The 19,835-nt window shown below is 35.6% G+C and carries 20 protein-coding genes; 7 read left to right on the plus strand and 13 right to left on the minus strand.

Annotation, left to right across the window (positions count from 1 at the left end):
• Positions 1-724 precede the first annotated feature (724 nt).
• Positions 725-1,048, plus strand: coding sequence for a hypothetical protein (locus tag EZ428_RS21730; RefSeq protein WP_131555446.1), 324 nt, complete (start codon positions 725-727; stop codon positions 1,046-1,048).
• A gap of 39 nt (positions 1,049-1,087) precedes the next feature.
• Here the strand turns inward: EZ428_RS21730 and EZ428_RS21735 are convergent, their stop codons facing one another.
• Both EZ428_RS21735 and EZ428_RS21740 read right to left on the minus strand, forming a co-directional pair.
• Positions 1,088-2,197 carry a D-TA family PLP-dependent enzyme gene (locus tag EZ428_RS21735; protein WP_131555447.1) on the minus strand — a complete coding sequence of 370 codons (1,110 nt, stop codon included), beginning with the start codon at positions 2,195-2,197 and terminating at the stop codon, positions 1,088-1,090.
• An 11-nt stretch (positions 2,198-2,208) separates the two neighbouring features.
• Entirely contained in the window at positions 2,209-3,273 is a 1,065-nt protein-coding gene (locus EZ428_RS21740; protein WP_317126465.1) for a Gfo/Idh/MocA family protein, read from the minus strand.
• A gap of 262 nt (positions 3,274-3,535) precedes the next feature.
• On the opposite strand from EZ428_RS21740, the gene EZ428_RS21745 reads away from it, so the two are divergent.
• On the plus strand, positions 3,536-4,192 hold the full coding sequence (locus tag EZ428_RS21745; RefSeq protein WP_131555448.1) for a DUF6266 family protein: 657 nt from the start codon (positions 3,536-3,538) through the stop codon (positions 4,190-4,192).
• A 310-nt stretch (positions 4,193-4,502) separates the two neighbouring features.
• On the opposite strand, the gene EZ428_RS21750 is transcribed toward EZ428_RS21745, so the two are convergent.
• The 4 genes from EZ428_RS21750 to EZ428_RS21765 are packed head-to-tail and all read right to left on the minus strand — an operon-like array spanning position 4,503 to position 7,689.
• Positions 4,503-5,834 (minus strand): sensor histidine kinase, encoded by a 1,332-nt coding sequence (locus EZ428_RS21750; RefSeq protein WP_131555449.1) that lies wholly within the window; start codon positions 5,832-5,834, stop codon positions 4,503-4,505.
• Between the two features lies 1 nt (position 5,835).
• The gene (locus EZ428_RS21755; protein ID WP_131555450.1) at positions 5,836-6,510 is read right to left on the minus strand and encodes a response regulator transcription factor; all 675 of its coding nucleotides are present in this window, start codon (positions 6,508-6,510) and stop codon (positions 5,836-5,838) included.
• A 9-nt stretch (positions 6,511-6,519) separates the two neighbouring features.
• Positions 6,520-7,350 carry a hypothetical protein gene (locus EZ428_RS21760; protein WP_131555451.1) on the minus strand — a complete coding sequence of 277 codons (831 nt, stop codon included), beginning with the start codon at positions 7,348-7,350 and terminating at the stop codon, positions 6,520-6,522.
• Positions 7,351-7,359: 9 nt separating this feature from the next.
• Entirely contained in the window at positions 7,360-7,689 is a 330-nt protein-coding gene (locus EZ428_RS21765) for a hypothetical protein (RefSeq protein WP_131555452.1), read from the minus strand.
• 136 nt (positions 7,690-7,825) lie between these two features.
• Here EZ428_RS21765 and EZ428_RS21770 point away from each other — a divergent pair, with 136 nt between their 5' ends.
• Entirely contained in the window at positions 7,826-8,617 is a 792-nt protein-coding gene (locus EZ428_RS21770) for a DUF4382 domain-containing protein (RefSeq protein ID WP_131555453.1), read from the plus strand.
• A 156-nt stretch (positions 8,618-8,773) separates the two neighbouring features.
• On the opposite strand, the gene EZ428_RS21775 is transcribed toward EZ428_RS21770, so the two are convergent.
• Positions 8,774-9,754 (minus strand): peptidoglycan DD-metalloendopeptidase family protein, encoded by a 981-nt coding sequence (locus EZ428_RS21775; protein WP_225871117.1) that lies wholly within the window; start codon positions 9,752-9,754, stop codon positions 8,774-8,776.
• 135 nt (positions 9,755-9,889) lie between these two features.
• Between EZ428_RS21775 and EZ428_RS21780 the strand changes: the two genes are divergently transcribed.
• Entirely contained in the window at positions 9,890-10,081 is a 192-nt protein-coding gene (locus EZ428_RS21780) for a cold-shock protein (RefSeq protein ID WP_131555454.1), read from the plus strand.
• Positions 10,082-10,272: 191 nt separating this feature from the next.
• Positions 10,273-10,923 (plus strand): competence protein CoiA family protein, encoded by a 651-nt coding sequence (locus tag EZ428_RS21785; RefSeq protein WP_131555455.1) that lies wholly within the window; start codon positions 10,273-10,275, stop codon positions 10,921-10,923.
• On the opposite strand, the gene EZ428_RS21790 is transcribed toward EZ428_RS21785, so the two are convergent.
• Positions 10,901-12,118 carry an MFS transporter gene (locus tag EZ428_RS21790; RefSeq protein WP_131555456.1) on the minus strand — a complete coding sequence of 406 codons (1,218 nt, stop codon included), beginning with the start codon at positions 12,116-12,118 and terminating at the stop codon, positions 10,901-10,903. The two genes, EZ428_RS21785 and EZ428_RS21790, sit on opposite strands and share 23 nt — an antisense overlap.
• Before the next feature lie 218 nt (positions 12,119-12,336).
• Here EZ428_RS21790 and EZ428_RS21795 point away from each other — a divergent pair, with 218 nt between their 5' ends.
• Positions 12,337-14,823, plus strand: coding sequence for a PAS domain S-box protein (locus EZ428_RS21795; RefSeq protein ID WP_131555457.1), 2,487 nt, complete (start codon positions 12,337-12,339; stop codon positions 14,821-14,823).
• A gap of 97 nt (positions 14,824-14,920) precedes the next feature.
• Here EZ428_RS21795 and EZ428_RS21800 read toward each other — a convergent pair whose 3' ends face one another.
• From EZ428_RS21800 to EZ428_RS21820, 5 genes are all read right to left on the minus strand, one after another.
• Positions 14,921-15,280, minus strand: a complete 360-nt coding sequence (locus EZ428_RS21800) for a hypothetical protein (protein ID WP_131555458.1) — start codon at positions 15,278-15,280, stop codon at positions 14,921-14,923.
• A gap of 130 nt (positions 15,281-15,410) precedes the next feature.
• Complete coding sequence (locus EZ428_RS21805) at positions 15,411-16,088, minus strand: DUF4397 domain-containing protein (protein ID WP_131555459.1); 678 nt, start codon at positions 16,086-16,088, stop codon at positions 15,411-15,413.
• A gap of 395 nt (positions 16,089-16,483) precedes the next feature.
• Positions 16,484-17,041, minus strand: a complete 558-nt coding sequence (locus tag EZ428_RS21810; protein WP_131555460.1) for a DUF922 domain-containing protein — start codon at positions 17,039-17,041, stop codon at positions 16,484-16,486.
• 36 nt (positions 17,042-17,077) lie between these two features.
• Positions 17,078-17,674, minus strand: coding sequence for a hypothetical protein (locus tag EZ428_RS21815; protein WP_131555461.1), 597 nt, complete (start codon positions 17,672-17,674; stop codon positions 17,078-17,080).
• Positions 17,661-18,158: an RNA polymerase sigma factor gene (locus EZ428_RS21820; RefSeq protein WP_131555462.1), complete on the minus strand. Its 498-nt coding sequence runs from the start codon at positions 18,156-18,158 to the stop codon at positions 17,661-17,663. Before EZ428_RS21820 ends, EZ428_RS21815 begins: the two co-directional genes overlap by 14 nt.
• 148 nt (positions 18,159-18,306) lie before the next feature.
• Here EZ428_RS21820 and EZ428_RS21825 point away from each other — a divergent pair, with 148 nt between their 5' ends.
• The gene (locus EZ428_RS21825) at positions 18,307-19,692 is read left to right on the plus strand and encodes a dicarboxylate/amino acid:cation symporter (RefSeq protein ID WP_131555463.1); all 1,386 of its coding nucleotides are present in this window, start codon (positions 18,307-18,309) and stop codon (positions 19,690-19,692) included.
• Positions 19,693-19,835: the final 143 nt, after the last annotated feature.

Here is a 19,835-nt window from a genome sequence, read left to right on the forward strand (position 1 = left end):
ATTCCCCCACTAGCGCARGTCTTAAGCGCAGCGTGACTTGTGCCTTCGATCAAATAATATCAAAGTTCGGCAGATGAAAGGTTGCTGAACTTTTTATATATTGGAMACGAGTAACATGCTATTTGAATTAAATGAAGGCACAAGTCGCGGCCTGCTTCGCTTAGGCCTTAAGACTTGCACCAGAGTGGGGTATAAATCCAAAATCACTAAATTATGAGATGCACTATTTTTTTCCTTTTATTGATTTCYCTATCYTCCTGTACCGACCAAATAGATGGTGAAGCGGCAGCAAAGGATTACTGCGAATGCATGAGTACAAACAGATCTGATAAACAATATCTTTATGCATCTACAATATGTAATGCTCAAATAGCTAAAAATTACCGTTATTATAGAATATTTTACATAGACACACAGGACAAAAAATTTAATGATAATTTGCCCAACTCAACACGGGATAGCACAAATAAGTTCATTGATGCTTTTCTAGATTATCGTAATAAAAATAATTGTACTCCATAAAGAAAGAACCCATCTAGCGCAAGGGCTAAGTCTCCGAAAAAATGCTCATATACAGAACCAGTAAGCATATTGAAATTATACTGAACTTTTTGTTTTAAGAAGCTAGGTTAATTGTTGTATTTTGGGTTTGATTAGGCACATTGAAATACTTGCCAGAGTAAGGGATTTAATATAACGAAGACATATAAACCATAGATTATATATGAGCAATGTAACAAATTTAATATTGTCATTTTCGTTGAGTGAAAATGAGCAAGAAATTTTGGAGGAATTGGAGAAGTTTAGTTATAACCAGAATGAATTTGAAATTGTTTCAGTCAATGACGATAAATTGCCAAATGCCTGGTATGGTGGAACTAAAAATTTGGAAACAAATCTGTTTATCGGTGCCTATAATCATTTTGAAAGTGAAAAGTTTATTGATTTTTTACGTAAAATTTCTTGGAAGGAGATGGGGGAAGTTCAAGTGATTATAAAGGGGCAATTTGATGATAGGTTTAGAGTTGAGAATATTTTCTCCATCTAGCGAAAGCGCCCAGTTTTTGATTGAGAAAATAACTGTTCCTCAATCCTGATATACATCATGATCCCTTGCATTAATTAACCAAGGTTGTTGTAGTTTGCCATTCACGACTATGTAAGCACGATTATACAAGGCTACGCTAGGACAAATGTGCGCTGGCAAAGCGTAAAATAAATCGCCGATTTGGTAAGGATGACCTTCCTTAACTTGCATCACCAAATGTTCTTCGCTATGGCTATGAGGGATGAGTTCGGGTGCATTTAAAAGCTGTACACGTTGTGATAAATCCTTTTCTGCTGCAATGCTTTTATAGCCAAGGTCTAAACAGATTTTATCCTTAGCCGGTAAGGAAATTACTCTGGTTAGGATCAATGCTGCGAATTCGAATTGATGTTCTGTTATCTGTTCGCGATAGGCTTTGTCCCAAAACACAAAAGTACCCGGACTAACCGCTACATTTTTACGCTGAGCGTGAATGGCAAAAGTAGGAGAGCCGCCTGCAATTAATTTGGGGAAGGCAAAACCTGCAGCTTCTATACGGTTCCTTAATTTTTCTACAGGTTCAAAACTAAGCTCAACCTGCTTAGTTCTTTCGGCTACAGCTACTTCATTCCTATGACCATCATAAGCATGCAAACCTGCAAATTCAATTCCTTTTAAATCTTGTAATTGGATAAATAATTCGAAGGCATCTGCTGAATTAATTCCTGTGCGGTTCATTCCGACGTTTAAGTCGATATAAACCGAGATAATCAAGCTGTTTTCTTGAGCAATGTTTTCAATTAGCTGAGCTGAATTAATATTGTCTACTAAACAGGCATATTTGGTTTGTGGATATTGCCTAATTAACTGGATTAATCGCCGCAGTTTTAATGCCGTTGGTTGGTAAGCCAACAAAGCTTCCACTGCACCAGCCTTACCTAGCATTGCTGCTTCTGTGATGGTGGCACATTTAAAATGTTTAATACCCTCACTCAATAGCATTTTGGTAAGCTCTAAAGATTTATGGGTTTTAACATGCGGATAAAGCTCAACTCCAGGAACTGTGTCTTTGAGTAACTGAATGTTATGTGATACACGTTGTGGATAAATGACCAATGAAGGCGTATCTAACTTTTCACTCTCCTCAAATAAATACCATCCTTTATTCATTGTCATGTGATTTAGCTTTGTTTTTGGGTAAAAGCATCTAACAACTTCATGGTCTCTAAGGCTGTTTCGCCCTTGCAAGGATTTTCGGCGTTGCCTAAAAAGTAAGCTACTACCTTAGCTATCATCGGTTGTTGTACATGCGCTAGTGCTTCGGCTTCGTAAATTGTTGTTTGATCATTCTGAGTGAGGCTAAGCTGGTTACCAAAAATAGGGAAGCTAATCTTTCCACTTTCGCCATATATCTCGCATTGGTCAGTAGTGTCTGCCTTGGCCACGTTAAAACACCAAGTCCCATTAAATATAGTATTGTTTTTAAATTGAATTTGCCCAGTTACCAAGTCGTCGGCTATGCTGTTAGTGGTTGATGTAGATAACCCCCCACAACGTTCAACCTCACCAAAAAAGTAAAGCATCAAATCGAGTTGATGTGGGGCCATGTCATGGAATAATCCGCCTCCAGAAATGGACGGATCAATACGCCAGTTGGCCTCACTTTTTGCAATTACATCATTATTGGATGGCTGTAAAAAACTAAGGTTAACCAAACGAATCTTTCCTATGCTATTTTCATCAATTAAAGATTTGATTTTTAGGAAAAATGGTTGCTCTCTACGGTAATGTGCGATCACTAATTTTACATCATTGGCATTAGCGGCATCAACCATTTGTTTGCCATCATGATAGCTAAGTGCCATTGGTTTTTCTACATATACAGGTTTGCCAGCAGCCATGGCTTTTAAGGCATATTCGGTATGGCTAGAGGGAGGGGTGGCGATATAAATGGCATTAACAGCCGGGTCATTGATCAATTCATCGGCATTTGCATACCATTTTGGTACTTGATGCCTTGTCGCATAATCTTTAGCTTTTTGAGCATCCCTTCGCATCACTGCAACTAGCTTTGAATTGGGTATTTTGTTAAATGCAGGTCCGCTTTTTACTTCTGTTACATCTCCACAACCAATTATGCCCCAGTTTATCTCTTCCATATTTACCAATAACAAATCAGCCAACAAGGTATTTATTTTTGTTGAGTTAAGAAAGTTCAGCAAATAGAAAGATTTACTAAATGCCAATGGCTGCGGTATAATTGACCTTGGCTTTCTAATAAACGCCTGCTTAACCTGTGCTTTTGCTTCAGTTCTGAGAGGTAAAGGAATTACATCTGTTCCATAGTTTAGTCGTACTTTAGACGTAGTTTGGTCGAACTTCAGACGTAGTTATGACAAATGTATTCGACCAAACTACGTTTAACATACAACTATAATTCATTTTATATTTGGACTCTTCATTAATCGTTCCTAACTTAGAATATATGTTTAACTAAATGAAAACGATATGGCAAGTTTAGACGGCGGGGTAAATGGAGGCTTTAGCGGTAAAGCAGGTAGTGTAGTAGGTTATTATATGTACGGTAAGTGGAGAATTAGGGGCTTGCCTAAACTAAGCGCTGCAAATAAAAAAGGATCTACAAAGCAAAAGGTGTCGAGATCTAAGTTTACGGTCATGCAGCATTTTCTGGGGCCGGTACTGTACTTTTTACGTTCAGGGTTTAATCTGGCAAGCAAGGAGAATAACAATAGTGCTTACAACTCGGCCAAGTCCTACAATATGCTTCACGCAATGGATGCTGATGGAAACATACAATATGATAAAGTAGTTTTAAGCGTTGGTAATTTAACGGGGGCTGAAGGCGTAAAAGTACAAAAGGATGATGCAGGTTTTCATTTTACTTGGGACAACAATTCAAACCATTCTGGTTCGCGAAAGGTAACCGATGCACGTACTAATGATCAAGTGATGTTGCTGGCCTATGATATCAATGGCAAACGTGCGGAATATATGACCAGTGGAGCAAAAAGAGCTACTGGAAGGGAGAGCCTCTTACTTGACCCAATGTTCCAAGGCAAAGAGATGCACCTGTGGATTTCTTTCATTGCTGATGACAGGTCGCAAATTGCAACCAGCACTTATTTGGGCAGTATGGTTTATTAATGGGATTTGCTTGACAGTTTAAATAGCCCTTAGCACATTAAGGGCTTCATTTAAATGAGGGATGTGCCAGAAATGTGATAACTGAGCTTTAAAAAAGCAAAACAATAGGAATTAATTGCTGTTATATGAACACAATCTAAACAAAAGGGGTAGTCATGCTTTGACTGCCTTTTTTATTTCTGGTACCTCATGAATGATACTACTTCTTTTATACTTGGCTTAATATCTATTTTTGGTGGACTGCTTGTTCTTTATTCCATATTTAAAAAAGATAGCCAGGGTAAGCCTTAATGCTAATGGGTTCTATTGATCATTGCTTGGTAGATTTCCAATTTAAAAAAAACACTTTAAATTTAGTTCCCTCATTTAGTTCTGACTCTACCTGTATGTTTAAATGATGATAATCTGCTATGCTTTTTACGATGGTTAGTCCTAGGCCGTAACCATAATTCTCAGTCGCATTAGATTTAATGAAACGATCAAAAATATGAGGTAACTGTTCTGTTGAAATGCCAGTTCCAGTATCTGAAACACTAATTTCATACTCGCCTTTTGCAGTAAAATTATCGGAGATTGAAATATTTCCGCCCTCGCGGTTAAACTTAATAGCATTATGAACCAGGTTGAAAAATAGCTGATATAATAAATCCTTATTGATCTCTCTTAGCACCATATCCTTGTTAATTTTAAGCTGAATATTTAAGTTTTTTTCTTCTAAGCGATGGCTTATTTCCTCAATAATTAGGTTAAATAAATCTAAAGGTTTAACGTCTTCTTTATCTTGGTACTGTTGGTTCTCAATTCGGGCTATTAACAATAATGAATTTGATATTTTTTTCAAACGATTTAATGTTTTCATCATCTCAATAATGGCCAACGCTGCACTTTCTGTAAGATCTTCTTCTGCCAGCAAGTTTTCCATTTTATGTTGTAGAATGCTAATAGGTGTCATTATCTCATGGGAAGCATTAGAGGTAAATTCTCTCTCCTTATAAAATGCTTCATTTATCTGTGTCATTAATAGCGCAAGGGATTCATCAAGGTATTTAAAATCTGTGGTAGAAGTTTTTACGGGATGCTCATCTAACTTAAAAGGGAATTTCCTGTTGATTAATCTAGTCTTAATGATTTTTGATAAAGGCTTAATGACCATCCTGATAAAAGTTAGGTCTATAATGATGGAGAGCAAGATCAATATTACAAGTACGTAAGAAGCAAACTGTTGTAATTGCTTATTATACTGGTTAATACTTGCACTTGTTTTACCTATTTCTAAAAGGTAATTCTTGTTTTGGAATTTAAAGGTCTCACTTAAAATGCGATAGGAGAGTGTGTCGTTTTCAATAATTCGCTGTGCATCCTTAATGGTGTCTGCCTTTAAGTCTTTATTAACAGGTAATAAGGCAACAAACTCTTCTTTTAACATGGTATAACTACCGTAACTCTCATCGCCTTGCAAATAATAAGCTATTCCATTTTTGTTGATATTTTTTAATACTTCTTTGCGTTGCTGTTTTAAGGTGTAGTTGGTAAATTGAGAGGCAATTTGTTCTACCAAAAAAGGCAGTGTAATGATAAATAGCAGTACGATGGCTAACTTAGAGCCAGTAATAAATAAGGTTAATTTTGTAGAGAGTTTCATGTTATTGCTTTACCCTGTAACCTACGCCACGCACGGTTTCTAACCAATCTGTATTGGCATGGCAATTTAATTTCTTTCTGATGTTTTTAATGTGAGCATCAATATAGTTAGAATCATAGTCGTCATTTACAAAAGTACCCCATATATGTTCGCTCAGCTGTACCCGGGTAAGTACCCTGTTTTTATGGAGCAATAAATAACTTAGTAAATCAAACTCCTTACGAGAAAGGTTTATTTCTTCTAATTCATATTTAATTTGCCTTCGTTTAATATCCACTTGGAAATTCCCTATAGAGAGTAAATCTTCAGCAATGTTAAATTTTCGCCTGGCTATGGCCTGCATTCTAGATTGTAACTCTAACAAATAAAATGGTTTTGGCAGGTAATCGTCTGCACCAAGGTCCAGACCTGTTATCCTATCTTTTAAATTGGTTCTGGCAGTGATGATAATGTATGCCGCCTCGGCGTTATGTTTTTTCGCTTCCTTAAGTAGGTCTAGGCCATCGCCATCTGGTAAACTTAAGTCAATTAAAATAAAATCATATTGATTAAGTTTTAATTTTTCTAACCCTATTTTAAAGGAATGCGCTAAGTCGCATAGGTAAAAGGCCTTTTTTAAAGATGCCTCCATTTCGAAAGCCATTGTTTTTTCATCTTCAATTATCAGGACTTTCATTTTAAGCGTTTAAAATTGATAATAAAATGCCAAGCCAAAAATAGAATTATGCGACTTTAGATCTGCATTTGACTTGCTACCTAATATAGAAAATTGATAGTTCGCTTCAAACATGTAATTTGACCTGCTTAAGGTCAATGGAATTTTGAAATTATAAGATAATAGTTCAAAACTATTTTTCGCTACGTCGGTATAAGTAATCACAGTTTGAGTGTTGCCCTGTCCTTTACCATTCCCATTATTGCGCTTTTCTTTTTCTACGATATAGGTTTCGAAGAAATGCCTTGTGCCTGCAACTATTTCTATTGCAGGTTCAATACTAATGAGGTTATGCTCACTTAAAAAGTGACCAAGGTCTATTTCTTTTGAGTTTGTTAGGGTTAGAAAAAAATCTTGTTGTTTGCCAAGGGCATAATCTGCTGCTAAACTAGTTTTAAGCCATTTGCCAGTATAAGCTAAACTCAAATTAAAATTATTCTCGTTAGAAGCAGCCAAAAGCGGGGAGTTTTTAGGGAAGAAAGACCGGGTATAACTAACACTTGCATTCCATTTATCATTAAAGTCATGTTCATAGCCAATTCCTAAATCAGCTTCTGACAAACTACCACCGTAATTTAACAATTGATAGCCCCCGGCTGATAGGTATAAACCAAATGGAAAACGAACTGTTGCGTTAGCTAAAATATATGGATATCTTTCTGTAGTAGCCTGGCCATAATAACTGATATCGCTATTATATAGTAAAGCAACTGTAGTGGTGGTAGTTTTTGCGCTGTCTTGTTGGGCAATTGCGCTTGTTGAGCATACACAAATGATGAGCATTAAAAAGAATAGCCTCATGGTTATGCGCTATGGTTTCTTTATTTTTGGTTTAATTACCTTGATAGGTTTAACTATCACTTTTGGTTTAACAACTGTGGGCCTCATTTGTTTGCGAGACTTTGGGACGGTAGCAATTTCAGGCTTTTTTTCTTGAGTTTTGGCGGTGGTTTTCGACTTTGAATTTTTTTCGTCCTGCTTTTCTTGCTGGGGTTTAATGCTATCTATTTTTAAGGCAAAACTTTTGTGCATCAAATTAATTCTGCCAATCGGTTGTTCAATTTCCATGGCAAGGCCAATTAATGGCAATACCACTAATGCTAAACAGCTGGTTAACTTAAAAATTGATTGACTGTACATGACCTGATTAATTACCCATACAAATGTCTACTAGCAAGATGAAATTTAGATGAAATTTCATGGCTAAATAACTTTAAGATTTCATATTCATTTCATCATCACCCAGCAAATTTGTATTACTAAAATATGAAAACTTATGAAAAATAGAATTTTAACTTATTCGTCGGCACTGTTGGTAACACTGCTGGCTATTTTTATTGGCTGTAAAAAAGATAGTGATAACGCAAGTGGCACAACAAAAATTCAGGTTCGAATGACAGATGCCCCTGGTGATTTCGATAAGATTAACCTTAATGTAAAGGAAATCATTTTGATATCGGATGAAAAATCTTACGTTTTAGCCTCAACAGCAACAACATTTAATATCCTGGATTTTAGGATTGGAACTTCAAACCCTGATATCTTGGTTGCAACAGGAGACATGCCTAGTGGAGAAATTACAGAGGTTAGGTTAGTGCTTAACGATGGCAATACCATTGTAGAAAAAGGAGTTGTAAAACCTTTAAAAACCCCAAGCGGTCAAAGCTCAGGTTATAAAGTTAAGTTAACAAGCAACCCTACTTTGGTACCAGGAGTTACGTACTCCTTGGTGCTAGATTTCGATGCGGCTAAATCTATTGTTAAACTAGGAAATGGAGATTACCTGCTTAAACCTGTTGTAAGAGGAATTACTGCTGTTACTTCGGGCCTTATTTCTGGAACTGTGTTGCCATTGGCTGCAAGACCAGAGATATTGGTAATTAAGGGAACAGATACAGTTGGTACCTTGGCAGATCCAATTAGTGGTAAATTTACAGTTGGTGGTTTAGCTGCAGGTTCTTATGCTGTTAAATTTGTACCTCTTGCAGGTTATAGAGATAGTACCATAAATAATGTAAATGTTAGTCTGGGACAAAACACCTCAATTGGTACCATTACTTTAAAATAATTCTGGTAGGCTCCTAAAAAATTTATATCGAGGTTTTTTGGGTTGATGTATGTGTAAACCTACCAGTTTAGCCTTCACAAGATGGTTAGGTTCAAATTGTGACGGTGAAAAAGTTCAGTATTTATACTGGACTTTTTTTGGTTACAAATGCTTTTATTAATTAGCCACTTTAATTTTATCTCCTTTAACTGGCGAATAATCTGATTTGCTTACCCCATTAACCTGCAACTGGTTGAAATAACATTTTACACCCATGGTATGATAAAAATCTTCATCGTCTTGAATATGAAAATGAAGGTGTGGTTCTGAAGAGTTGCCCGAATTACCACAAAGGCCTAACTGTTGCCCCTGTTTAACTTTATCTCCTTGTTTAACTGTAATGGTGTTTTGTTTAAAATGAGCTAGAAGGATGTATTCGTTATTTTTAGTTTTAATTAAAATAGAGTTTCCAGTCGTGAACATGGGGTTAAGTGTACCAGGTATATTGTCTTTTACGCCATCAACCGCTAATACAATTTCTCCATCGCAAGGTGCTAACAAGGGTTGTGCAAAAGCGTAATAATCGGCGTTGGTTTTGCCATCTGTTTTATAACTTTTTCCTTGCTGGTTAGTCATGATGATATCAAAGGCATTCTTTTGGAAGTTTACCGCAACATGGTAATTTTGCTCCTTGGTATCTCCACCCCAAAAAACAGTCCACTCTCCCTTAAAAGGCAATTGCATTGGGCTAATGTTTCTAAGCATTTTAGCGGCGATAACGGCTTCATAAGGTTTGGCAAAAAGACCAGTAATGGCTTTGTTATTATCTACTGCAATGCTTAACGTTAATAAACCTTTGTCTAATTCTGTTTTATAAACACCAAAACCATTTTGATAAGATTGAAAATCAACTTGTTTGATATTGCCATATCTGCTTTTTAATTGCGTAAGAAAGGCTTTTGTTTTTTCTAATGGAAGCTCTTGCTGTGTTTTTGGTGAAAAAATAGAGAAAACACTGTCTTGCTGATTGGCATTATAATATTTCACAAATTTAGCAATGGTAATTTTACTATAGTTGCTTTCAGTTTGCGCAAAGGTAAACAGTGCAAATAAATTAAGTAACAAGGTAAGCCTTATTGTTTTTATTGTATTTTTCATTTGGTTTAAAGGTAGTTATATAATTAATAAAAGATTTCCGTGGTGTGAATTAAGTACATAAAATAATAGATTTTAATAAATTACTGTTTTTCAAATATTTAAACTATATTTGTACTTTATTTAAAATACAATATAATGCAACAAGGAACAGTAAAATTTTTCAATGAGACAAAAGGTTTTGGATTTATCGTACCAGCTAATGGTGATGCCGAAATTTTTGTACATGTATCTGGTTTAATTGATCAAATTCGTGAAAATGATTCAGTAAGCTACGATATCGAGCAAGGCAAAAAAGGCCTAAACGCAGTTAATGTTAAGATAGACTAATCGATTATCCTTCATAAATTGAGAGCATTCGTCCATTTGGGCGGATGTTTTTTTTTGCCCTAAATTTTTGGTTAAAGGGTAATGTGCTTCAATTAAGTAGATTATTCTAAAAAAGAATGCATTCTATTTTATAGCTAGGTTCATTTCATTTATTTTTGTGTTGTAACATACAAATGTTAATGAGCCAGAAAATGCCTATAATAGAATTGCAATTAGTTGATGGAGAGATAGGAGAAAGGGCATTGCGATTTTATCCTGGAGAGACGTTATGGCATAGTGAGTGGAAAAAAGCATTTCCAGCACACTATCGGGAAAAAACATTCTTAAATAAAATTGAAGGTTATTATCATCGGGCAGATGTATTTACTCCATGTTCCACCGCAATAGAATTTCAAAATTCGCCTATTACCTTAGAAGAACTTCGTAGTAGGGAAGCTTTTTATCCTAATTTGGTTTGGGTAGTTAATGGCGCCAAATTTAAGGGCTTTAAAATATTGAAACATCTGCCTGATGTAGACAGTCTACAGCTTGATGCCTTTGAGTTTTGTCATAAGGCCAACCTTACCATGGTTCGTAAAAGTGATTTGCTTTTGGGTATAGAACAACCAAAGGTGATGACTTTTCATCATCCAGAATTGAGAAATATTCCCTTAACGGCTCATTATTATTCTTTTAGGTGGTCTAATCCACATCGTGTTTGGTACGAAGCTAAGTGCCCAATCATTATAGATTTGGGAGGTTATTTTCTATACCAGCTTAAACAACGCAAACAAGCTAATGGCGATTATGCTTATTTGCACATGATACCTAGAAAAGATTTTATTGGGCGCTACGTGAAGTAGTTTTTCTTCTGTCTAGCTTAAAGATAAGGAGCATGATCAATAGGGATAGGCCAATTAATATGCCATAACTGGAAGCTAAATTAAGCTCATCCTTGGCAGGGATGGCAGCAATGATTGCATAGCTAAGAAAAGATACAATTACATAATTGATGCCACCGGTTAAGCCGCTTGCAATACCTGCATTTTTTGGAAACTTAGAGAGGCAATAAGTAAAAAAGGTATTAAAAGTATAACCAGAGCAAGCGTGAATGATGAAAGCAAAAAACACCAATGAATAAAGGTTTTGGATAAAGCCAAGGCTAATGAACATGGCCACCAAGAAAAAGAATTGAAGACCCAGATTTACGGTTAACTTGCCAAAAAAAGGTTTGTTAATGGTTAATTTTCCCATGAAACCACCTAACATTACTGCGCTGCCCAATAATAAGGAGCTGTAACCAGCAACAATTGGCGTATGCCCTAATTGATGTTCGATGATGAAGGGGCCTGTCATGTTGTAAATCATGACCATGCCATATGATAAACCAAGCATGACGATACCCAGGGTAAAACTACTAGTGCTTACCATATCTACATATACGCTTGCGATTTTACGAAAACTAAATTCCATTTTTTGTCTTATGGTTTCTCCACTAAACATGAGCTCAAGTACTAAAATGATAAGGGCAAACACAGCTAAGAAGTAAAAATTAGATTGCCAACCGAACCAACTCTGTAGGTAACCGCCAGCAAAAGGAGCAATAATTGGTGCGGTAGCCCAAATGATAGAGAACATACTGAGATAGTTCTTTAGCTGGTCGCCAGAAAAAACATCTACAAAATATGCTCGTTTTGATACTACGATAGCGCCAACAGTAATGCCATGTACAATCCTCATGGCATAAATAAAGTAGATATTTGAAGTGTTGGCAATTAATATGCTTGCCATGGCAAAAACAAAAAGGCTTATCAATCCAATTCTGTATCTTCCAAAACTATCTAAAAGACTACCTACAAAAAGTTGTGCAACGCCATAACTGATCAAAAACATACCCAATGTTAATTGCACTTGCAAATCAGATACCCCAAGTTCCCTAGACATGGTTGGTAAAGAGGGAATGTAAACATCTGTAGCAAAACCAGAAAGTGGTATGAGTGCAAAGGCTAGTATTGTGGCAATCCCTTGGTTTTCGGTCTTTAATCTATTGGTGTTCATGGTAAATATAAAGCGCCAAAGATAGGAGATGGGAGCTCCATATTGTATTTTACAAGAACATCAAATTGTAAATAATTTTAAATGGATTTATTTGGTTAGCCATAGATCAGCTGAATAGCTAATTTTTTAAAACATTATTGGTTGATTAAGGTATTAGTATTATTAAATTTTGCAATGTTATCCATAACTTAGTTTTTTACTCATCTTTTATATATTTAATGAGCCTAGAAGCATCTTTTTTAACCCTTGAACAATTAGTGCATGTATTTGCCTTAAGTAAAACTGCTACTGCAATACATATTGGTGAAGACGCAAAAATCCAATTTGCAAATGAGGCTATGCTTCATATATGGGGTAGGGACAAAAGTGTAATTGGTAAAAGTTTGGAAGACGCTTTACCAGAATTAAAAGGTCAGCCTTTTATTGAAATGTTTGCTAAAGTTTGGAGAGAAGGATTAACTATTTCTGGTAACGATACTGCAGCTGAACTGGTTATAAACGGTGAACTAAAAACCTTTTATTTTGATTTTGAATATAGGGCAATAAAAGATGAAAATGGAAAAGTAATCAGTGTATTGCATAGTGCAATAGATGTCACTGAGCGTTTTCTAAATAGAGAAGAATTAAATCAAGCTAAAGAAAATAAGGAATTACTCTTAAGGGAACAATCGTTAAATGAAGAGTTAGCAGCAGCAAATGAAGAAATGCTAGCTATTAATGAAGAGTTATCTAAAAGTAGGGAAGAGCTGACCTTGTTGAATGATGAATTAGAAAAACGAGTTGAGGAGCGTGTAAAGGAATTTGCCGAAAGTGAAGAGCGTTTTAGGACAATGGCAGAGGGAACCGATGTTTTAATTGCGGTTAGTGACGTAAATGGAAAACCATTTTATTTCAATAAAGCTTGGTCTAAAACAACAGGACGTGCACTGAAAAAATTACTAGAAAAGGGATGGATAGATTTACTTCATCCAGATGATAAGGAAGACTATTTGGCTGCTCATCGTAATGCCCTAGTCGATAAAGTTTCTTACACAGGGGAGTTTAGGGTAAAGGATGCTGAAGATAATTATCATTGGTTATTGAAAAAAGGCACACCTCGTTTCTTTAATGACGGATCATTTATTGGTTATATTAGCTCTTGTGTAGATATTACCGAAAGAAAGTTAGCTGAAAAAGCACTGCAAGAAATACATGAAGAATTGGCAACTTCAAATGAAGAGCTGTCTGCACTTAATGAAGAAATTACGTCATCTATAGAAGAGTTAGAACTCTCTCATAGAGAATTAGCAATAAGCGAAGATCGGTTTAGAAATTTGATTAAACAGGCTCCATTTGGAATATGCGTAATCAGGGCTAATGATTTAATGGTGATTGAAGTAAATGATGAATACCTGGAAGTAGTAGGTAGGAAACGTGAAGAAATTGAAAACCGAACCATTTGGGATGCTGTAGCTGAGGCAGCTGAAAGTTATGCGCCGGTACTGCAAAATGTAGTAGATACAGCAATTCCCTTTAAGGCAATGGAACATGAGGTAGTGCTGGTTAAAAATGGAATCCCCAAATCTGTGTTTCTGGATTTTGTTTACGAACCCGTTAGCAATGGTTTGGGTACGGTGTCATCAATTATGGTGGTGGTAATAGATGTAACCGACAAAGTAAAGGCAAGAAGAGCAATTGAGGATGTTGAAGAAAGGGTAAGACTTGCGGTAGAGGCTGCAGAAATGGGTACTTATGAATACAATTATATTTCTGATGAGCTAACTTCTTCAGACCGATTTAATCAAATATTCGGATTTGACCATAATGTCTCACGAAATCAAATTTTAGCAACTTACCATCCTTTAGATAAGAATTTAAGTGATGAAGCTCACGAAAAAGCAAAAATTACAGGTAGGTTGTTTTATGAAACCCGATTGTTATTTGCAGACCAGTCTTTAAGATGGGTAAGGATTTTGGGCAAGGTTTATTACAATGAGTTTGGTGAAAGGACAAGGTTGTTGGGTACGGTTTTAGATGTTACAGAATACAAACGCTTACAGCAGCAAAAGGACGATTTCATTTCTATTGCCAGCCATGAACTTAAAACTCCAATAACAAGCCTTAAAGCATCGTTGCAGCTCCTAGAAAGGATGAAGGCTAATCCAACACCACTTTTACCTAGGTTAATTGAGCAGTCTACCAAAAGTATGGGCAAGATATCTGAATTGGTAGAAGATTTGTTGAATGTAAGCCGAATGAATGAAGGTCAGATTAGATTGAATAAAAAACCTTTTGTTATTGCTGGTATGTTAGAAAACTGCTGTGGACATATTAGGCAAGAAGGTAAATATGAATTAGTAGTAGAAGGAAATGAAACACTCGAAGTTTTAGCAGATGAACACCGGATAGAACAAGTGGTAGTTAATTTTGTAAATAATGCGGTTAAGTATGCGCCAGATTTTAAGCAAATATTTATTGCTGTAGAGAGGCTTGGTGATGTTGCAAAGGTTGCTGTTATTGATAAAGGGCCCGGTATTGCGCCAGATAAATTACCGCATTTGTTTGATCGATATTACAGGGCAGATGAAACGGGAGCGCAAGTTTCTGGCTTGGGTTTGGGCTTATACATCAGCTCGGAAATAATAAGCAGGCATGGTGGAGAAATAGGTGTTGAGAGCGAATTAGGAAAAGGAAGTACTTTCTGGTTTACCTTACCGTTGAGTTGATTTGGCAAGTTGTAGCGTTGGTTATCCCGATAGCTATCGGGAGGTTAATTGTGTAATTGGTTAATTGTGTATCACATACTTCATCAATCTTAAGAAGCTAAAGGTGACTCAGACTTTCATTTGCCATCATTTCTATGATCGCATTTGATAATGGAGTGGCTATTTTCCATTCTAATCTTCTATCTAAGGGATGTTGTGCAGAATTGTATTTTTCTATGAAAGTGCCAATGCTGTTGTTAAATTTTAAGTAACCTTCTTCAAAGTAACGTTCTTCTATTTCTCCAGCTGCATCCATAGAATTAAAGCTTAATGGGGTAATGGTTAATGTTTCCTTGTCTATCATCAGCCATTTGAAAATAGCTTCAGCACCCGCATCTTTAGGTAAATCTGTTCTTTTTATTTCTAAAATATAGAGATAAAAGTTTTCTAAGAAATAAAGACATTCAAAATTTGGCATTGTTGTTCATTGGTTTGTACAACTAAATTAGTGCTTTAAATCTTAGTGCTATAATCTAGTTATCAACATTTAAAGTATGAAAAAAGCTGTTACCTATTCGGGTAACAGCTTTTTAGGTTAATGGTATTACTTAGTTTTGCACCACAACGTGGTATTTTACTTTAGTAGCAGTAGAACTATCAAACCAAACCGTATAAATTTTGCCAGCCTGTAATTCGCTTCCCGCGATGGTAGTTACTTCCAATGAACCAGTCATGTTAACATTTAATGTAGTATTGGCATCAACGGTTTGATAAGCCGATGCAGTGGTAAATGTGAGTGCAGAAATTAAAGCAACCCCAGTAGAGGTGGTTACATTTACTGTACTTGTTAATAATGGAGCTACATTAATGAACCTGACCTTAGCTTTACCACTTACTGCAGTATTGTCGTTTGCATACGTGTTTATGGCATAATTTCCATTAGCTTGTTTAACCAAGTATAAAGAAGTAGAGCTATTGGCAGAAACATTTACATTTGCAGTTGCTGTAACATTGCTAGTTCCAGTATTCTTAAAGGCAACTGTCTTTGAACCTGCTGTTGTACTTAAATTAGTGGTAGCGCTTCCGTAGGCAACTGCTGATGTGCTCGCTTTAGAATCGTTCAAATACACATCCTGTGCTGCAGAGCCATCAACGGTGTTTACAAGTGTTAAACTTACGTTTGATGAAGATGGATTGTCGTCATCTTTTTTGCAAGATGAAATAGATAACACCAAAGCACTTGCTAAGGCAATACCTTTAATAAAATTGTTAGTTTTTGTTTTCATGATAATTTTTAGTTGATGTATTGGTGTTTAAACAAACACTATGCCGTCAGCCATTTTAATGCTATCATTTTAAATTCAATAGTTAAATTTTATATTTATTTTTATTGAATTAATATACTGTTATATAGTTGTTTATGTTTTAACTCAAACAAATCAGTTGTAAGAAAATTGACGATAAAACAGAGGTTAAAAAGGGGTAATTAGTGTATAGGAAATGCATCATTCCTGTTACGTAAGATTAGTGATGCTAGATTGAATTGATTGACAATGGGCTGATGGGAATTAACTGTAAGCAACCAATGATCTTGAAAAACTGATTTTGAATAATCAACTTTATTCAATTTATGCAGCGAATATTCGCTTTATTGACCGCATTCTTGCGGCAATAGTTAACCTTAATCTTCGTACCTATTCATCTCACTTCTGATGTAATCATCCCATCTAGCTTGTGCTTCTAAATCTGAGCCATGTTTGGTTTCAACATCATATCGGTCTTGCATATCGCTGTAATATTTACCTATTTTATTGGCATTAGCTTGAATAAGTCTTTTATAGTTTGAGACTGTATATTTCTGAAAACGGATTTGAATTTCACCTTCCTTAAGTAACAGGAAATTAATGTTAACATGACCTTGTTCATGATTTAACAATTGTCTGCTAATTTTTCTTGCACTTATTCTATCTGGCTTTACCCATGATTGTGAAGGTACCACGCCACCAGAGAACTTAAAGTCGATATGTAAATTATTGCCAGAAATTTTAGAAGTGTAGCTATAGTGCCAATTGGTAACGGTTAGGGCAGCATAGGGAGAAAGTCTATCGGGTTTTGCCAAAAAATGACTTTCCCAATCTATTTGTTCTGGATAAAGCGTGTTTTGGGTTTTAAATCCACAGAAAAATAGAATGATGAATATTGGTGTTATTTTCAGGTAAGTGTTAAAATCGTTCTTCATTTGATGGTATAGAACGAAAGCCGTGCCAATAAATTATTAGTGTTCGTGAAACTGCCCGCTAATGCGTTCAAATTTTTCAATCAATAAGGCTATTCTTTCTTTATCCCTTTTAATAACGGCTTTTCTAACTAAGGTAGAACAGAAAATCATCCAACCAAAACTAATGGTTAATGCAATAATTTGCGCCCATAAACTCATGTGGTCTAAAATCTCCACAAAATATAATATGGTACCTAAAGAAAGGGCAATGGCATAAAACCAATACAATTTATTATATAATGCCAGCCGTTTGATTTGATATAGCCTCAAACTACTTATAAATTCATTAGGGTTTACCGTAAAATCGCTATTCGAAATAATGCTATAGTTGTTATATAAAATGATGGTATAAACAGCTATAGCCATGATAATGATGCTAATGCCGGCGTGTGTAGTCCAAGTTTGCACATCGTAAAATAGCCACAACATGACCATGGCTGCAGCAGAAAGTACCATGACACCCATGTTTAAAAGCGATTTGGTGCGCATGCCATTTACTTCTTTTTTAGCCTGTTTCAGCATGTCATCGGCAGATATTTTTACATCAACCGTATGCTTGGCCCAAAGTGCTTCTATGTGATCAAATTCTTGCATGTTGATTGTATAGTTCTGTCAGTTTTTGTTTAATACGATGAATTTTCACCCTTAAATTTCCTTCACTAATGCCAGATATATCTGCAATTTCATTGTAAGGTAATTCATCTAAAACCATTGTAATGATTAAACGATCGTTCTCTTCTAGCTTAGAAATCGATTTATAGAGTAGGGCCACTTGTTCATTCTTTTCAGAGAATTCTTCAACCTTGTTTTCTATAATGTTTTCTGTTAGCTCATCTTTAGCCTGTCTTTTTTCTGAGCGTAAATAAGTTAAACAAGTGTTTACGGCAATACGATAAATCCAAGTAGAGATTAATGATTTGTTTCTAAACTTATCTAGGTTTTGCCACACCTTTAAGAATGTCTCTTGTAAAAGGTCGTTAGCAGCATCTTTATCGCCTGTATAACCATAACATAAGTGAAAAATCTTCTTGGAGTTCTTGTCGAAAATTTCCTTAAATAAGACGTCTTTTTGATTCACTTAATCGATGGTTAATTTGAGTTTAGATGTTAAGGGGTAACTTTTGTTACGCCCAAATATGTAAAATAACTAATGCTTTATCAACATTCTTTAGAGAATAATTTTATTATTGTAGTTTTACACCTTGATATAAACCTAAAACTGAGAAATGTCTAATAAAAACAAACTTACGCTATTTATTTTTATAGCACTTATAGTTGGTGTAGCGGTGGGTTATTACCTAAACGTAAACAATTTCAGCACAAATAATAACGCAATAGTTAGCGCTGATACACAGGTAAAAAAGATTGAAACTCAAATGAGTAATTTACCTGATACAACGGTAGCACAATATGCAGTTTTAAAAACTCAAAAAGCCGAACAGGTTAAAATTAGAAAGGAAAATGAAGTTGCTAGAGAGAAAGGATTAGAGCCTTTAACGCTGCTGAGTGATATTTTCTTAAGGTTAATAAAAATGATTGTTGCGCCTTTGGTATTTACAACTCTTGTAGTTGGTGTAGCAAAGGTTGGGGATATAAAAGCGGTTGGTAGAATAGGTGGGAAAACGATGTTGTGGTTTATCAGTGCTTCCTTAATGTCGTTGTTATTAGGTATGCTTTTGGTAAACCTTTGGAAACCAGGCGAAGCCATGAATTTGCCATTACCAAGTAGCCATACAGAAACTGGAATTAAAGCAACTGCCTTGTCGGTAAAAGACTTTATTGCGCACATTGTACCTAAAAGTTTTGCCGAATCAATGGCAACTAATGAGATTTTACAGATTGTAATTTTTTCTTTGTTTTTTGGTGTGGCTACGGCTGCCATAGGTGAAAAAGGAAAAGTGGTTATCGAGTTTTTCGATTCTGTAGCTCACATCATTTTAAAGGTTACTGGTTATGTGATGAATTTTGCGCCGTTTGCAGTATTTGGAGCAATGGCGGCAATTGTAGCCAAACAGGGGATTAGTGTATTGTCTACTTACGCCCTGTTTATTGGTGAGTTTTATTCGGGTATGCTCATTTTATGGTTACTATTAATTCTAGTGGGTTATTTAATCTTAAAGAAAAGAATATTTAACTTAATGAACAGGATGAAAGAGCCAGTTATGTTGGCTTTTAGTACTGCAAGTAGCGAAGCTGCTTATCCAAGGACCTTATTGCAATTAGAGCGTTTTGGCTGTAAAGATAAAATTGTAAGTTTTGTTTTGCCTTTAGGTTATTCTTTTAACCTTGATGGTTCTATGCTGTACATGACATTTGCTTCTATATTTATTGCGCAATGTTACGGCATCCATTTACCATTGGATAAACAATTAACCATGTTGTTAATCTTAATGTTAACCAGTAAAGGTATAGCAGGTGTTCCTCGTGCATCTTTAGTGGTTATTGCAGGTACAATTGCTACTTTTAATATCCCAGAAGCTGGATTGGCACTATTAATTGGTATTGACCCATTGTTAGATATGGGTAGGTCTGCAACAAATGTTATTGGTAACAGTATTGCAACTGCAGTAGTAAGTAAGTGGGAAGGTGAGTTAACTGGACCACTTGATTAGTAAAAATAAATAAGATTGGTAAAATCTCGCTGATGTTCACGGATTTAATCACAGAAAAGAGCAGACGTAGTTTAATAGAAATCTGCGGTTTAAGAAAAGAATACGAATTCTGCGGAAATCTGCGAGATAATAAGTTAAAATAT

Source organism: Pedobacter frigiditerrae (assembly GCF_004331645.1).
GTDB lineage: Bacteria > Bacteroidota > Bacteroidia > Sphingobacteriales > Sphingobacteriaceae > Pedobacter > Pedobacter frigiditerrae.

Bases quoted from the DNA above. Each gene is read 5' to 3' on its own strand.
- EZ428_RS21730 (WP_131555446.1), top strand. From the start codon at position 725: ATGAGCAATGTAACAAATTTAATATTGTCATTTTCGTTGAGTGAAAAT.
- EZ428_RS21735 (WP_131555447.1), bottom strand. From the start codon at position 2,197: ATGAATAAAGGATGGTATTTATTTGAGGAGAGTGAAAAGTTAGATACG.
- EZ428_RS21745 (WP_131555448.1), top strand. From the start codon at position 3,536: ATGGCAAGTTTAGACGGCGGGGTAAATGGAGGCTTTAGCGGTAAAGCA.
- EZ428_RS21750 (WP_131555449.1), bottom strand. From the start codon at position 5,834: ATGAAACTCTCTACAAAATTAACCTTATTTATTACTGGCTCTAAGTTA.
- EZ428_RS21755 (WP_131555450.1), bottom strand. From the start codon at position 6,510: ATGAAAGTCCTGATAATTGAAGATGAAAAAACAATGGCTTTCGAAATG.
- EZ428_RS21760 (WP_131555451.1), bottom strand. From the start codon at position 7,350: ATGAGGCTATTCTTTTTAATGCTCATCATTTGTGTATGCTCAACAAGC.
- EZ428_RS21765 (WP_131555452.1), bottom strand. From the start codon at position 7,689: ATGTACAGTCAATCAATTTTTAAGTTAACCAGCTGTTTAGCATTAGTG.
- EZ428_RS21770 (WP_131555453.1), top strand. From the start codon at position 7,826: ATGAAAAATAGAATTTTAACTTATTCGTCGGCACTGTTGGTAACACTG.
- EZ428_RS21775 (WP_225871117.1), bottom strand. From the start codon at position 9,754: ATGAAAAATACAATAAAAACAATAAGGCTTACCTTGTTACTTAATTTA.
- EZ428_RS21780 (WP_131555454.1), top strand. From the start codon at position 9,890: ATGCAACAAGGAACAGTAAAATTTTTCAATGAGACAAAAGGTTTTGGA.
- EZ428_RS21785 (WP_131555455.1), top strand. From the start codon at position 10,273: ATGCCTATAATAGAATTGCAATTAGTTGATGGAGAGATAGGAGAAAGG.
- EZ428_RS21790 (WP_131555456.1), bottom strand. From the start codon at position 12,118: ATGAACACCAATAGATTAAAGACCGAAAACCAAGGGATTGCCACAATA.
- EZ428_RS21795 (WP_131555457.1), top strand. From the start codon at position 12,337: ATGAGCCTAGAAGCATCTTTTTTAACCCTTGAACAATTAGTGCATGTA.
- EZ428_RS21800 (WP_131555458.1), bottom strand. From the start codon at position 15,280: ATGCCAAATTTTGAATGTCTTTATTTCTTAGAAAACTTTTATCTCTAT.
- EZ428_RS21805 (WP_131555459.1), bottom strand. From the start codon at position 16,088: ATGAAAACAAAAACTAACAATTTTATTAAAGGTATTGCCTTAGCAAGT.
- EZ428_RS21810 (WP_131555460.1), bottom strand. From the start codon at position 17,041: ATGAAGAACGATTTTAACACTTACCTGAAAATAACACCAATATTCATC.
- EZ428_RS21815 (WP_131555461.1), bottom strand. From the start codon at position 17,674: ATGCAAGAATTTGATCACATAGAAGCACTTTGGGCCAAGCATACGGTT.
- EZ428_RS21825 (WP_131555463.1), top strand. From the start codon at position 18,307: ATGTCTAATAAAAACAAACTTACGCTATTTATTTTTATAGCACTTATA.